Source organism: Paenibacillus sp. (assembly GCF_035645195.1).
GTDB lineage: Bacteria > Bacillota > Bacilli > Paenibacillales > YIM-B00363 > Paenibacillus_AE.
In genome coordinates this window covers 13594-26895 of the sequence record NZ_DASQNA010000036.1, presented here as the reverse complement: position 1 = coordinate 26895, position 13302 = coordinate 13594, and the positions used below count along the sequence as shown (strand labels likewise).

At 55.5% G+C, this 13302-nt stretch carries 28 protein-coding genes; all 28 read left to right on the top strand.

Annotation, left to right across the window (positions count from 1 at the left end):
- The first annotated feature begins 34 nt into the window (after positions 1-34).
- The 28 genes from rpsJ to rpsM all read left to right on the top strand — a co-directional run bounded on the left by rpsJ (position 35) and on the right by rpsM (position 13302).
- Complete coding sequence (gene rpsJ / locus VE009_RS19135; RefSeq protein ID WP_013921163.1) at positions 35-343, top strand: 30S ribosomal protein S10; 309 nt, start codon at positions 35-37, stop codon at positions 341-343.
- A gap of 68 nt (positions 344-411) precedes the next feature.
- A complete protein-coding gene (rplC, locus tag VE009_RS19130) occupies positions 412-1041 on the top strand; it encodes a 50S ribosomal protein L3 (protein WP_325010363.1) in 630 nt (209 codons plus the stop codon).
- Positions 1042-1057: 16 nt separating this feature from the next.
- A complete protein-coding gene (rplD, locus tag VE009_RS19125) occupies positions 1058-1681 on the top strand; it encodes a 50S ribosomal protein L4 (RefSeq protein ID WP_325010361.1) in 624 nt (207 codons plus the stop codon).
- Positions 1681-1974, top strand: coding sequence for a 50S ribosomal protein L23 (rplW, locus tag VE009_RS19120; protein WP_325010359.1), 294 nt, complete (start codon positions 1681-1683; stop codon positions 1972-1974). Before rplD ends, rplW begins: the two co-directional genes overlap by 1 nt.
- A 27-nt stretch (positions 1975-2001) precedes the next feature.
- Positions 2002-2832 carry a 50S ribosomal protein L2 gene (gene rplB / locus VE009_RS19115; RefSeq protein WP_325010357.1) on the top strand — a complete coding sequence of 277 codons (831 nt, stop codon included), beginning with the start codon at positions 2002-2004 and terminating at the stop codon, positions 2830-2832.
- 45 nt (positions 2833-2877) lie between these two features.
- Entirely contained in the window at positions 2878-3159 is a 282-nt protein-coding gene (gene rpsS, locus VE009_RS19110) for a 30S ribosomal protein S19 (protein WP_325010355.1), read from the top strand.
- 90 nt (positions 3160-3249) lie between these two features.
- The gene (gene rplV / locus VE009_RS19105) at positions 3250-3582 is read left to right on the top strand and encodes a 50S ribosomal protein L22 (RefSeq protein ID WP_325010353.1); all 333 of its coding nucleotides are present in this window, start codon (positions 3250-3252) and stop codon (positions 3580-3582) included.
- A gap of 23 nt (positions 3583-3605) precedes the next feature.
- Positions 3606-4268, top strand: coding sequence for a 30S ribosomal protein S3 (gene rpsC / locus VE009_RS19100; RefSeq protein WP_325010351.1), 663 nt, complete (start codon positions 3606-3608; stop codon positions 4266-4268).
- Between the two features lie 3 nt (positions 4269-4271).
- Positions 4272-4706 carry a 50S ribosomal protein L16 gene (rplP, locus tag VE009_RS19095; RefSeq protein ID WP_325010349.1) on the top strand — a complete coding sequence of 145 codons (435 nt, stop codon included), beginning with the start codon at positions 4272-4274 and terminating at the stop codon, positions 4704-4706.
- Positions 4696-4896 carry a 50S ribosomal protein L29 gene (rpmC, locus tag VE009_RS19090; RefSeq protein ID WP_325010347.1) on the top strand — a complete coding sequence of 67 codons (201 nt, stop codon included), beginning with the start codon at positions 4696-4698 and terminating at the stop codon, positions 4894-4896. Before rplP ends, rpmC begins: the two co-directional genes overlap by 11 nt.
- 18 nt (positions 4897-4914) lie before the next feature.
- Entirely contained in the window at positions 4915-5178 is a 264-nt protein-coding gene (rpsQ, locus tag VE009_RS19085; protein WP_325010345.1) for a 30S ribosomal protein S17, read from the top strand.
- Between the two features lie 43 nt (positions 5179-5221).
- Positions 5222-5590, top strand: a complete 369-nt coding sequence (rplN, locus tag VE009_RS19080; protein ID WP_138198220.1) for a 50S ribosomal protein L14 — start codon at positions 5222-5224, stop codon at positions 5588-5590.
- Positions 5591-5643: 53 nt separating this feature from the next.
- The gene (gene rplX / locus VE009_RS19075; RefSeq protein WP_325010342.1) at positions 5644-6000 is read left to right on the top strand and encodes a 50S ribosomal protein L24; all 357 of its coding nucleotides are present in this window, start codon (positions 5644-5646) and stop codon (positions 5998-6000) included.
- Positions 6001-6029: 29 nt separating this feature from the next.
- Positions 6030-6572, top strand: coding sequence for a 50S ribosomal protein L5 (gene rplE, locus VE009_RS19070; RefSeq protein ID WP_325010340.1), 543 nt, complete (start codon positions 6030-6032; stop codon positions 6570-6572).
- Positions 6573-6610: 38 nt separating this feature from the next.
- A complete protein-coding gene (locus VE009_RS19065; RefSeq protein WP_325010338.1) occupies positions 6611-6796 on the top strand; it encodes a type Z 30S ribosomal protein S14 in 186 nt (61 codons plus the stop codon).
- Between the two features lie 34 nt (positions 6797-6830).
- Positions 6831-7229 carry a 30S ribosomal protein S8 gene (gene rpsH, locus VE009_RS19060; protein ID WP_325010336.1) on the top strand — a complete coding sequence of 133 codons (399 nt, stop codon included), beginning with the start codon at positions 6831-6833 and terminating at the stop codon, positions 7227-7229.
- Between the two features lie 34 nt (positions 7230-7263).
- Complete coding sequence (gene rplF, locus VE009_RS19055; RefSeq protein WP_325010334.1) at positions 7264-7806, top strand: 50S ribosomal protein L6; 543 nt, start codon at positions 7264-7266, stop codon at positions 7804-7806.
- 61 nt (positions 7807-7867) lie between these two features.
- A complete protein-coding gene (gene rplR, locus VE009_RS19050) occupies positions 7868-8233 on the top strand; it encodes a 50S ribosomal protein L18 (RefSeq protein ID WP_325010332.1) in 366 nt (121 codons plus the stop codon).
- A gap of 24 nt (positions 8234-8257) precedes the next feature.
- A complete protein-coding gene (gene rpsE / locus VE009_RS19045) occupies positions 8258-8758 on the top strand; it encodes a 30S ribosomal protein S5 (protein ID WP_325010330.1) in 501 nt (166 codons plus the stop codon).
- A gap of 17 nt (positions 8759-8775) precedes the next feature.
- Positions 8776-8958 (top strand): 50S ribosomal protein L30, encoded by a 183-nt coding sequence (rpmD, locus tag VE009_RS19040; RefSeq protein ID WP_325010328.1) that lies wholly within the window; start codon positions 8776-8778, stop codon positions 8956-8958.
- A gap of 95 nt (positions 8959-9053) precedes the next feature.
- Entirely contained in the window at positions 9054-9494 is a 441-nt protein-coding gene (gene rplO, locus VE009_RS19035; protein ID WP_325010326.1) for a 50S ribosomal protein L15, read from the top strand.
- Positions 9494-10798, top strand: a complete 1305-nt coding sequence (gene secY / locus VE009_RS19030) for a preprotein translocase subunit SecY (RefSeq protein ID WP_325010324.1) — start codon at positions 9494-9496, stop codon at positions 10796-10798. The genes rplO and secY overlap by 1 nt, the downstream gene beginning before the upstream one ends.
- 22 nt (positions 10799-10820) lie before the next feature.
- The gene (locus tag VE009_RS19025; protein WP_325010322.1) at positions 10821-11471 is read left to right on the top strand and encodes an adenylate kinase; all 651 of its coding nucleotides are present in this window, start codon (positions 10821-10823) and stop codon (positions 11469-11471) included.
- Positions 11471-12220, top strand: coding sequence for a type I methionyl aminopeptidase (gene map / locus VE009_RS19020; protein WP_325010320.1), 750 nt, complete (start codon positions 11471-11473; stop codon positions 12218-12220). The genes VE009_RS19025 and map overlap by 1 nt, the downstream gene beginning before the upstream one ends.
- 10 nt (positions 12221-12230) lie before the next feature.
- Entirely contained in the window at positions 12231-12554 is a 324-nt protein-coding gene (locus VE009_RS19015) for a hypothetical protein (protein WP_414694905.1), read from the top strand.
- On the top strand, positions 12547-12762 hold the full coding sequence (gene infA / locus VE009_RS19010; RefSeq protein WP_015253312.1) for a translation initiation factor IF-1: 216 nt from the start codon (positions 12547-12549) through the stop codon (positions 12760-12762). The genes VE009_RS19015 and infA overlap by 8 nt, the downstream gene beginning before the upstream one ends.
- Positions 12763-12797: 35 nt before the next feature.
- Positions 12798-12911 carry a 50S ribosomal protein L36 gene (gene rpmJ / locus VE009_RS19005; RefSeq protein WP_003333770.1) on the top strand — a complete coding sequence of 38 codons (114 nt, stop codon included), beginning with the start codon at positions 12798-12800 and terminating at the stop codon, positions 12909-12911.
- 22 nt (positions 12912-12933) lie between these two features.
- Positions 12934-13302 carry a 30S ribosomal protein S13 gene (gene rpsM / locus VE009_RS19000; protein WP_325010316.1) on the top strand — a complete coding sequence of 123 codons (369 nt, stop codon included), beginning with the start codon at positions 12934-12936 and terminating at the stop codon, positions 13300-13302.

The window sequence follows — 13302 nt, the reverse complement described above, 5'->3', positions numbered from 1 at the left end:
ACAAAATTGGGCGATAGAAGGAGGGATTTTCACCATGGCGAAGCAAAAGATTCGTATCCGTTTGAAGGCGTACGATCACAGAGTTCTTGACCAGTCCGCGGAGAAAATCGTCGATACGGCAAAGCGTTCCGGAGCAGGCGTGTCCGGTCCGATTCCGTTACCGACGGAGAAGCAAATCATCACGATCTTGCGCGCGGTGCACAAGTACAAGGATTCCCGGGAGCAGTTCGAAATGCGTACGCACAAGCGTCTCATCGACATTGTCAACCCGACGCCGCAAACTGTCGACGCTTTGATGCGCTTGGACTTGCCGTCCGGTGTAGATATCGAAATCAAGCTCTAATCAAGAGCGAAGATAAGCATAACCAACGCTAAACCACATTTACTTATAGGACGAAAAGAGGTGTCAACATGACAAAAGGTATCTTAGGAAAGAAACTGGGCATGACGCAGGTGTTCACGGAAGACGGCAACGTCGTACCGGTAACGGTAATCCAAGCAGGTCCTTGCGTAGTTCTTCAGAAGAAGGACGGCGAGAACGACGGCTATACCGCGATCCAGCTCGGCTTCGACGAGAAGAAGGAAAAGAACACGACGAAACCGGCGCTCGGCCACGTGAAGAAGGCTGGCACGACTCCTAAGCGCTACATTAAAGAATTCCGCGATGTCGACTTGTCGCAATACGAAGTTGGCCAGGTGGTTTCGGCCGACCTGTTCGCGGAAGGCGAGTATGTTGACGTAACGGGCACTTCCAAAGGCCGCGGAACGCTCGGCGCGATCCAACGTTGGAACATGAGCCGCGGACCGATGTCCCACGGTTCCAAGTACCACAGAGGTCAAGGTTCCCTCGCGATTCACCGCGACGCGAACCGCGTACCGAAGGGGAAGAAGATGGCGGGCCGCACGGGTAACGAGACGGTTACGCTGCAAAATCTCAAGGTCGTGAAAGTCGACACGGAACGCAACGTTCTCTTGATCAGCGGTTCGATCCCTGGCGCGAAGAACAGCTACGTGAAGATCGCTTCGGCCGTTAAGAAATAAGAAAGGAGGAGCATCCATGCCGAAAGTTGCTTTATATAACGTAAGCGGCGCCCAAGTGGGCGAAGTCGAATTGGCGGATACGGTGTTCGGCGTCGAGCCGAATAAGTACGTCATGCACGACGCGGTGTTGCTGCAGCAGGCTTCCCTGCGCGCCGGCACGCACAAGACGAAAGGTCGCAGCGAAGTACGCGGCGGCGGTCGCAAGCCTTGGAAACAAAAAGGCACGGGCCGCGCGCGTCAAGGTTCCATCCGTTCGCCGCAATGGAAGGGCGGCGGTATCGTGTTCGGACCGACTCCGCGCAGCTACGGATTCAAGCTGCCGAAGAAGGTTCGCCGTCTGGCGATTAAGTCCGCATTGTCTTCGAAAGTACTCGACAACGAAATCATCGTTCTCGACGCGCTTTCGATCGCGGCTCCGAAGACGAAAGAAATCACGGCGCTTCTGAACAACCTGAAGGTTGACCGCAAGGCGCTCGTGGTAACGGCGGAATACGACGATAATGTAGCATTGTCCGTACGGAACTTGCCGAACGCGAAGTTCGTTTCGGCGGAAGGCATTAACGTGCTCGACGTTCTCGGTTACGACAAGCTCATCATCACGAAGGATGCCGCCAAGAAAGTCGAGGAGGTGTTCGCGTAATGAAGAGCCCATACGATATTATCCGTCGCCCGATCATCACGGAGCGTACGAGCGAATTGATGGAAGACAAGAAGTACGTCTTCGAAGTCGATCGCCGCGTGAACAAGACGGAAATCAAGCATGCGATCGAAGAGATCTTCAAAGTGAAGGTCACGAGCGTGAACACGATCAACGTCGCGGCGAAGCCGAAGCGTTACGGCCGTTACAACGGTTATACTTCCGAATGGAAGAAAGCCATCGTTACCTTGAGCCCGGACAGCAAAGAACTCGCGTTCTTTGAAACGGCGGAATAACACTCTTACAAGAAGGAGGGAAACCAGATGCCAGTTAAAAGTTTTAAACCGTATACGGCGTCGCGCCGTCAGATGACGGTGAACGCGTTCTCGGAAATCACGACGGATCAGCCGGAGAAATCCTTGCTCGCGCCGCTCATGAACAAAGCGGGCCGCAACAACCAAGGCAAAATCACGACTCGCCATCACGGCGGCGGTCACAAGCGGAAGTATCGGATCATCGACTTCAAGCGCAACAAGGACGGCGTTCCTGGACGCGTAGCGACGATCGAATACGATCCGAACCGTACGGCGAACATCGCGTTGATCAACTACGTGGACGGCGAGAAGCGTTACATCCTCGCGCCGAAGGGTCTGAAGGTCGACGACGTGATCGTCTCCGGTCCGGATGCGGACATCAAGGTGGGCAACACGCTGCCGATGGAAAACATTCCGGTCGGTACGGTCATCCACAACATCGAGTTGAAGCCGGGCAAGGGCGGTCAGTTGGTTCGCGCCGCAGGCACGGAAGCTCAATTGCTCGGTAAGGAAGACACGTACGTTATCGTTCGCTTGTCCTCCGGCGAAATGCGCCGCATCTTGAAGGTGTGCCGCGCGACGATCGGTTCCGTAGGCAACGAAGACCACGAGTTGATCAACATCGGTAAAGCCGGCCGCAGCCGTTGGATGCGCAAGCGCCCGACCGTCCGCGGTGTCGTCATGAACCCGAACGATCACCCGCACGGCGGCGGCGAAGGCCGCGCTCCGATCGGTCGCAAATCGCCGATGTCCCCTTGGGGTAAGAAGACGCTCGGCGCTAAGACTCGGAAGAAGAACAAAGCATCCGATAAATATATCGTTCGCCGCCGCACGAAGTAATCGGCGCAGCGCGAACCACCTTAAGCCTGGAAGGGAGGATCATCCATGGGCCGCAGCTTAAAGAAAGGGCCGTTCATCGACGGCTATCTGCTCAAGAAGGTCGACGAGTTGAACGCGTCCGGCAAGAAAGTCGTGATCAAAACTTGGTCCCGCCGTTCGACGGTATTCCCGCAATTCGTGGGTCACACGTTCGGCGTGTACGACGGCCGCAAGCACGTTCCGGTGTACGTAACGGAGGACATGGTTGGCCACAAGCTCGGCGAATTCGCGCCGACGCGGACGTACAAGGGCCACACCGACGACGACAAGAAGACCGGCAGAAGATAAAATGACAGCGCGGGAAAAGGGTACGCCGAACCGGCGGATCGTTTTCCCCTGTTATGGTTAGCAGGCATTTTGGAAGGAGGGACTTTTCCAGTGGAAGCGAAAGCACATTTGAAATATGTTCGCATCACGGCTCGCAAAGCGCGTTTGGTATTGGATTTGATTCGCGGCAAGAACGTCGGCGAAGCGATCTCCATTCTCCGCCACACGCCGCGCGGCGCATCTCCGGTGATCGAGAAGCTCTTGAACTCGGCGATTGCGAATGCAGAGCATAACTACAACTTGGATCCGAACAAATTGGTCATCACGCAAGCATATGCGAACGAAGGACCGACCATGAAGCGATTCCAGCCGCGCGCGCAAGGCCGAGCGTTCTCGATCTTCAAGCGCACGAGCCACATTACGCTCGTGGTAAGCGAAAAGTAATTCAACTATAAGGAGGGAAACGTGTGGGTCAAAAAGTCAGCCCGGTAGGACTTCGAATCGGCATTATCCGCGATTGGGAATCGAAGTGGTACGCCGACAAGGATTTCGGCAAGCTCCTGATCGAAGATGTCAAAATTCGCGAGTTCCTCAAAAATAAATTGAAAGAAAGCTCCGTCTCCCGCATCGACATCGAGCGCGCGGCTAACCGCGTCAACGTCACCATTCACACGGCGAAGCCGGGTATGGTTATCGGCAAAGGCGGCGCAGAAGTCGAAGTCATCCGCAACGAGCTTACGAAGATGACAGACAAGAAAGTTCACATCAACATCGCTGAAATCAAGAACGCAGAACTCGACGCGATCCTCGTCGCGGAATCGATCGCGCAGCAGCTTGAGCGCCGCGTTTCGTTCCGCCGCGCCATGAAGCAAGCGATCCAACGGACGCTCCGCGCAGGCGCGAAGGGTATCAAGACGTCGGTCAGCGGTCGCCTCGGCGGCGCGGAAATCGCCCGTACGGAAGGCTACAGCGAAGGTACGGTTCCGCTGCACACGCTGCGCGCGGACATCGACTACGGCACGGCGGAAGCGCACACGACTTACGGCCGCATCGGCGTAAAAGTCTGGATCTACCGCGGTGAAGTTCTGCCTGCTGCAAAGCGGAGAACGAAAAAGGAAGGAGAGCAATAAACCATGTTACTTCCTAAACGCGTCAAATACCGCAAAGAGCAGCGCGGCAGCATGAAAGGCCGTGCGAAAGGCGGTACGGAAATCGCATTCGGCGAGTACGGTTTGCAGGCGCTCGAGCCGGCGTGGATCACGAACCGCCAAATCGAGGCTGCTCGTATCGCGATGACCCGTTATATCAAGCGGGGCGGTAAAGTATGGATCAAAATTTTCCCTTCCAAGCCGATTACCCAAAAGCCGCTTGAAGTCCGGATGGGTAGCGGTAAAGGTAACGTAGAGAAGTGGGTTTCCGTCGTGAAGCCTGGCAAGATTTTGTTTGAACTGGCTGGGGTGAGCGAAGAGATCGCTCGCGAGGCTATGAGACTCGCGTCGCACAAGCTTCCGATCAAGACGAAGTTTGTGAAGCGCGAAGAACTGGGTGGTGAAGCAAATGAAAGCTAATGAACTTCGCAACTTGACCACTGCCGAGATCGAGCAAAAAGTCGCAGGTTATAAAGAAGAGTTGTTCAACCTCCGCTTTCAACTGGCAACCGGCCAACTGGATAACCCAACCCGGATTCGTGAAGTGCGCAAAGAAATCGCTCGCGCGAAGACGGTTTTGCGCGAACGTGAACTCGGGATCGGATCTTAATCGAGAGGAGGCCTTGCAGTGACTGAACGTAACCTTCGGAAAGAGCAGATCGGCAAAGTCGTCAGCGACAAGATGGACAAAACGATCGTCGTCGCCGTTGAAACGTACAAGAAGCACGAGCTTTATCATAAACGCATCAAGTACACGAAGAAATTCAAAGCGCACGACGAAAACAATGAAGCGCAAATCGGCGATACGGTTCGCATTATGGAGACTCGCCCGCTGTCGAAAGATAAGCGTTGGAGACTCGTGGAAATCGTCGAAAAAGCGGTTATCGTCTAATTCGGCCTCAGCGGCCTGAACGCATGCGAAAGGAGGGCACAACGTGATCCAACCATTTAGCCGTTTGAAAGTAGCCGACAACTCCGGGGCGAAGGAGCTCATGTGTATCCGCGTATTGGGCGGTACGGGCCGTCGCGCGGCGCATATCGGCGATCTGATCGTATGTTCCGTCAAAGAAGCAACACCTGGTGGCGTTGTTAAGAAGGGCGACGTCGTGAAGGCGGTAATCGTCCGCACGGTGCGCGGCGCGCGCCGGAAAGACGGCTCCTACATCTCGTTCGACGAGAACGCAGCCGTTATCGTCAAGGAAGATAAGAGCCCGCGCGGCACGCGTATTTTCGGACCGGTGGCTCGCGAACTTCGCGACCGCGATTTCATGAAGATCGTATCTCTCGCTCCAGAAGTTATCTAATTTCGGAGTTCGTACGGAATCGATCTCAACCCGGAACACAGGAGGTGTAAAACATGCCTAGACTGAAGAAGGTCCTCGAAGACCATAACAATAAGCTTCATGTCAAGAAAGACGATACGGTTATCGTCATTACCGGCAAGGACAAAGGCAAGAAGGGCCGCATTATCGCAGCGTACCCGCGCGAAAATCGCGTCCTCGTAGAAGGCGTGAACATGGTGAAGAAGCACACGAAGCCGAACCCGAACAACCCGCAGGGCGGCATCATCGAGCAAGAAGCGCCGATTCACGTTTCGAACGTTATGCATATCGATCCGAAGAGCGGCAAGCCGACGCGGATCGGGTACAAAGTACTTGAAAACGGCAAGAAAGTGCGCATCGCCAAGAAATCCGGCGAAGCCATCGACAAATAACCCTGCGCAGGAAGGAGGGCAATGCATCCATGGCAGCAAGATTAAAAGAGAAATACCTGAACGAAGTGACTCCTGCATTACTGCAGAAGTTCAACTATAAATCCGTCATGCAAGTGCCGAAGATCGAGAAGGTCGTCATCAACATGGGCGTAGGCGATGCAGCGGGCAACGCGAAGCTGCTCGACGCCGCAGCCGAGGAAATGCAGACGATCGCTGGTCAGAAGCCGGTCATCACGAAAGCCAAGAAATCCATCGCAGGCTTCAAGCTCCGCGAAGGCATGCCGATCGGCGTGAAAGTGACGCTCCGCGGCGAGCGGATGTACTACTTCTTGGATAAACTGTTCAACATCGCGCTTCCGCGCGTCCGCGACTTCCGCGGCGTGTCCTCGAAAGCGTTCGACGGCCGCGGCAACTACACGCTGGGTCTGAAAGAACAGTTGATCTTCCCGGAAATCGAGTACGATAAGGTCGACAAAGTACGCGGCATGGACATCGTCATCGTCACGACGGCGAAGACGGACGAAGAATCTCGCGAACTGCTCGCCCAAATGGGGATGCCGTTCGTTAAATAAAGCCCTTAGCTCCATTCAAACGGAGGTGAAACAAGCAAGTGGCAAAAACTTCGATGAAAGTAAAGCAGCAACGCGCACCGAAATTCAAGGTGCAAGCATACACCCGCTGCGAACGCTGCGGACGGCCGCACTCCGTGCTGCGGAAATTCCGCATTTGCCGTATTTGTTTCCGTGAATTGGCTTACAAAGGACAAATTCCCGGCGTGAAAAAGGCCAGCTGGTAATAGAACCCTGACGAGGGAAGGAGGTACGTGATTCATGGTTATGACCGATCCGATTGCAGATATGCTTACGCGCATTCGCAACGCAAACACGGTTCGTCACGAGACGGTAGAAATTCCTGCCTCGAAGATTAAGCGCGAAATCGCCGAAATCCTCAAGCAAGAAGGCTTCGTCCGCGATGCGGAATACGTTAACGACAACAAACAGGGGATCATTCGCCTGTTCCTGAAATACGGCCAGAACAACGAGCGCGTTATCACCGGTCTGAAGCGCATCAGCAAGCCGGGCCTTCGCGTGTACGCGAAGTCGAACGAGCTGCCGCGCGTTCTCGGCGGTTTGGGTATCGCGATCATCTCGACGTCCAAAGGTTTGATGACGGACAAAGCCGCTCGTCAATCGAAGAGCGGCGGAGAAGTGATCTGCTACGTTTGGTAATTCAGCAACACAAGAAACGGAGGTGTAACGCAAGATGTCCCGTATTGGACGCAAACCGATTGCAGTTCCGAACGGCGTGACGGTCACCCTCGACAACCGTACGATCACGGTGAAGGGCCCGAAAGGCACGTTGTCCCGCGAATTGCATAAAGATATGAAAGTTTCCGTGGCGGAAAACGAGATTATCGTTGAACGTCCTTCCGATCATAAGCTTCATCGCTCCCTGCACGGCACGACCCGCAGCGTCATCGCCAACATGGTGATGGGCGTTACGGAAGGCTACGCTAAGACGCTTGAACTCGTCGGCGTAGGTTACCGTGCCAACAAGACTGGCGACAAGCTCGTCCTGAACGTAGGTTACTCGCACCCGGTTGAAATCGTACCGGAAGGCGTAGAATTCGAAGTTCCGGCGCAAAACCGCATCATCGTTCGCGGCATCGACAAAGAACTCGTCGGCGCATACGCAGCGAAAGTTCGCTCGGTACGCGAGCCTGAGCCGTACAAAGGCAAAGGCATCAAATACGAAAACGAACGCATCCTTCGTAAGGAAGGTAAAGCGGGCGGCAAGAAGAAGTAATCATCGCCCCAGCGCCGCTTAAGAGCGACGCATTACGCAGGGAAGGAGTGAACAACAGCTCATGATTACGAAAGGCGATAAAAATCAGATCCGTAAAGTGCGTCACTTCCGGGTTCGTAAGAAAATCACCGGTACGGCGGAGCGTCCTCGTTTGAACGTGTTCCGTTCGTCGAAGCACATTTACGCTCAAATTATCGATGACGTGAAAGGCGTAACGCTGGTTGCTGCATCGACGCTCGACAAGGAATTGGAAGGCGTAGGCAACGGCGGCAACGTCGAAGCGGCTCGCAAGGTCGGAGAACTGATCGCGAAGCGCGCGCAAGAGAAGGGCTTGAAGAACGTAGTGTTCGATCGCGGCGGGTACTTGTACCACGGCCGGATCCAAGCGCTTGCGGACGCAGCACGCGAAGCAGGCCTGGATTTCTAATCTTACAAACAAGGAGGGTTATGCTTGCGCATTGATCCGAATACAGTTGGCGAATTGACGGAGAAAGTCGTTACAATCAATCGCGTCGCGAAAGTCGTTAAAGGCGGACGCCGGTTCAGCTTCAGCGCGCTCGTCGTCGTTGGCGACGGCCAAGGCCATGTCGGCGCCGGAATCGGCAAAGCGGCGGAAGTGCCGGACGCGATCCGCAAAGGCATCGAAGACGCAAAGAAGCATCTTATCAAAGTACCGCTCGTCGGAACTTCGATTCCGCATCTGGTTGTTGGCAAGTTCGGCGCTGGCCAAGTGCTCCTGAAGCCGGCTTCCGAAGGTACCGGCGTAATCGCCGGCGGCCCGGTTCGCGCCGTGCTTGAGCTTGCAGGCGTCGGCGACATTCTGACGAAATCGCTCGGTTCCTCCAACTCGATGAATATGGTCAACGCTACGCTCGAAGGCCTGTCCCGTTTGAAGCGCGCCGAAGATGTGGCGAAGCTCCGCGGCAAGACGGTCGAAGAGCTACTTCGATAACGAGGAGGGGACGTTTCGTGACGAAATTACAGATCACCCTCAAGCGCAGCTTGATCGGTCGTCCGGAAGACCAGCGCGTAACGGTCCGGACGCTGGGGCTTCGCAAGATGCACCAGTCGGTCGTTCATAACGACAATCCGGCCATTCGCGGAATGGTCAACAAAGTGATACACTTGGTAGATGTAAAAGAAGTCGAGTAATCTTCGCCGATTCGGGTACGGCGTTCCGCTCGGAATACCGACCCGGTCAGGAAAGATTCTCTTACGGTTTGGAACATTATGAAGGAGGTGCGACGATGAAAATCCACGAACTGCAACCGGCACCGGGTTCGCGTCAAACGCGCAAGCGCGTTGGCCGCGGCGTCGGCAGCGGCATGGGCAAAACGTCGACACGAGGTCACAAAGGTCAGAACGCGCGTTCCGGCGGCGGCGTACGCCCCGGCTTCGAAGGCGGTCAGAACCCATTGTATCGCCGCTTGCCGAAACGCGGTTTCAACAACCCGTTCCGCAAGGAGTACGCGATTGTGAACCTCGACCAGTTGAGCGGTTTTGCCGATGGTACGGAAGTGACGCCGGAGATCCTGATCAATTCCGGCATCATCAAGAACCCGCTGGCCGGCATCAAGATTCTCGGTGAAGGCGACTTGACCGTGAAACTGTCGGTGAAGGCGAACAAGTTCTCCAAATCTGCGGTTGAGAAAATTACCGCAGCGGGCGGAACGACCGAGGTGATCTAATGCTGACGACCGTGCAGAACATTTGGAAGGTGACCGAGCTGCGGAACCGCATCTTGTTCACGCTCGGGATCTTGATCATCTATCGGCTCGGCGCCTTCATTCCGGTGCCGAACATCAATCTCGACGCACTGACGGCCGCCGATCTTCAGAACTCGCAGGGCGTGTTCGGCCTCATGAACACGTTCTCCGGCGGCGCGCTGTTCCAGTTTTCGATCTTCGCGATGGGGATCATGCCGTACATTACGGCTTCCATCATCGTGCAGCTGCTGTCGATGGACGTCATTCCGCGTTTCGCTCAATGGGCGAAGGAAGGCGAAGTCGGCAGAAGAAAGCTGGCGCAGATTACGCGCTACGGCACCATCGTGCTCGGTTTGTTCCAGGCCTATAGCATGTCCATCGGGTTCAATAACCTGTTCCCCGGTCTCGTCATCGACGTCAGCTTCGCGACCTACACGCTGATTGCGATCGTCTTGACGGCGGGCACCGCATTCTTAATGTGGCTGGGCGAGCAGATTACCGAGAAGGGAATCGGCAACGGGATCTCCATTTTGATCTTTGCCGGCATCATCGCCGCGATTCCTACGGTCATTCAGCAAATTTACCAGACATTGTTCTTGAATGCGGTCGAAAGCGCCTTGTTCTTGAACATTCTGAAGGTCGTCATAATCGTGTTGGTCGTTGTCGCGATTATTGTCGGCGTCATTTTCGTTCAGCAGGGCATACGGAAAATTCCGGTACAGTACGCGAAGCGCGTCGTCGGCCGCAAGATGTACGGCGGACAATCGACGCACATTCCGCTGAAGGTAAACGCGGCGGGTGTCATCCCGGTTATCTTCGCGTTATCGCTGCTGTTGTTCCCATACACGATCGCGAGCTTCTTCACGGGCAACCCGGTCGCGGATTGGATTATCACCAACACGTACTATACGGCGCCGCTCGGCATGGTATTGTACGTCCTTCTGATTATCGGCTTCACCTTCTTCTACACGTTCGTGCAGATCAACCCGGTGCAAATGGCCGATAACATGAAGAAAAACGGCGGCTACATTCCTGGCATTCGTCCGGGGATTACGACGTCGAACTATTTAACGAAAGTCATCTCGCGCATTACGCTTTCCGGCGCCATCTTCCTGGCCCTCGTTTCCATCCTGCCGGTATTCTTCGGCAGCCTGGCGGGGCTCCCGAATACGGTGACGGTCGGCGGAACGAGCCTTCTCATCGTCGTCGGCGTTGCGCTCGAGACGATGAAGCAAATCGAAAGCCAGTTGATCAAGCGCCATTACAAGGGCTTCATCAACCGCTAAGAGATCAGGGGAGAAGCGCGGCATGAATTTGATTCTTATGGGCCCGCCCGGAGCGGGCAAAGGAACGCAAGCCGAACGAATCGTCGAGGAATTCAAGATTCCTCACATTTCGACCGGCGACGCGTTCCGCGCAGCCATGAAGCAGGGCACGCCGCTCGGGGTGAAGGCGAAGGAATTCGTCGACGCCGGGCTGCTCGTGCCCGATGAAGTTACGATCGGCATCGTGCGCGAACGCCTCCAGCAGGACGATTGCAAGAACGGCTTCATGTTGGACGGCTTTCCGCGGACGATCTCGCAAGCGGAAGCGCTGGACGACATTCTGAAGTCGCTCGGCACGAAGATCGACCATGTCATCAACCTGAAGGTCGACCGCGGTTTGCTGCTGGCGCGCCTGACGGGACGCCGGATTTGCCGCTCTTGCGGAGCTACGTATCACGAGCTCTTCAATCCGCCGGCGAAGCCGGGCGTGTGCGACAAGTGCGGCGGCGAGCTGTATCAGCGCTCTGACGACACGGAGGAGAAAGTCGGCACGCGTTTGGACGAATACACGAACAAAACGGCACCGCTGCTCGCTTACTACGAAGAGAAAAGCTTGCTGCGCGAACTGAACGGCGAGCGGGACATCGACGAAGTAACTGCGGAACTTCGCCGCCTGTTGCGAGGCCAGGGGTAATGATCATTTGCAAGTCCCAGGCGGAACTCGGGGTACTGCGTGAAGCGGGGCGCATCGTGGCGGAGACCCACCGTTTGTTAGCCCAGGCGATTCGACCGGGGGTGACGACGGCGGAGCTCAACGACATCGCCGATCGGTATATCCGCAGCCAGAAGGCTGTGCCATCTTTCAAAGGCTATAACGACTTTCCTGCAAGCATATGCACTTCGGTCAACGAGCAGCTCGTGCACGGCATTCCGAGCGCGGACCGCATGCTCCAAGACGGCGATATCATCAGTATCGACGTCGGAGCGAAGTACGAGGGGTATCATGGCGATTCGGCTTGGACGTATCCCGTAGGGACGATTTCCGACACGGCGGCGAGGCTGCTGCAGGTGACGGAAGCGTCGCTCTACGCAGGCCTCGAGCAAGCGAAGCCGAATGCTAGGCTGTACGATATCTCCCATGCGATACAGAAGGTTGTGGAAGACGCTGGCTTCTCGATCGTCCGAGAGTACGTCGGGCACGGCATCGGTACGAATTTGCACGAAGAACCGCAAATTCCGAATTACGGGCTGCCGAACCGCGGACCTCGGCTGAAGCCGGGCATGACGCTAGCGATCGAACCGATGGTCAACGTTGGGGAGCGCTACGTCAGAACGCTGTCGGACAATTGGACCGTCGTGACCGTGGATGGCTCGCTGTGCGCGCATTTCGAGCACACGATCGCGATCACGGAAGACGGATACGAGATTCTGACGAAATGTTAATTCAGTGGTGATGCGCGTGGTTGCGACGAAGGAACCGAAGCTCGGGTCGGTCGTTAGGGCGCTTCGCGGAAGGGATCAGGAGCAATATGCGGTCGTCGTCGGCATCGTCGACAGCCGCACGGTCTTGATCGCCGACGGCGACAAGCGAAAATTCGACCAACCCAAGAAGAAAAACGTGCTGCACCTCGAGATTACCGATTTCATCAGCTCGGAGGTTGCCAGCAGTATTCAAGAAACCGGCAGGGTGACGAACGGGAAGTTGAGATACGCGCTTCTGAAATTTCTGGAAAGCAAATTGACCGAAGGCAGCGGAAAGGAGACATCGAATGGCTAAGGAAGATGTGATTGAAGTCGAAGGCACGGTCATCGAACCGTTGCCGAACGCCATGTTTCGCGTCGAGTTGGAGAACGGGCACCAAATTCTCGCTCACGTTTCGGGTAAGCTGCGCATGCACTTTATCCGAATCTTGACGGGTGACAAGGTCGTGATTCAACTTTCGCCGTACGATTTGACGAGAGGGCGAATTACGTACCGCAAATGATTCGCCTCCGTAACACGGATGAGGAGGGGTTCACAATGAAAGTAAGACCGTCGGTGAAACCGATTTGCGAAAAATGCAAAGTGATCCGTCGCAAAGGCAACGTGATGGTGATCTGCGAAAACCCGAAGCATAAACAAAAACAAGGCTAAAAAGGAGGTGCGCGTCTAATCCATGGCACGTATAGCTGGTGTAGACTTGCCCCGCGACAAGCGCGTCGAAATTTCCCTGCAGTATATCTACGGCATCGGTAAAACGACGGCGCAGCAAATTCTTGCTGCAACGGGTATCAACCCGAACACGCGGGTAAGAGATCTGACGGAAGACGAAATCAGCCGTCTGCGCGACCAAATCGACAAGAACCTTAAAGTGGAAGGCGATCTCCGCCGTGAAATCGCCCTGAACATTAAGCGTCTGATCGAGATCGGCTCGTATCGCGGCCTTCGCCATCGTCGCGGTTTGCCGGTTCGCGGTCAACGCACGAAGACGAACGCTCGTACGCGCAAAGGTCCTCGCCGGACAGTAGCGAACAAGAAGAAATAA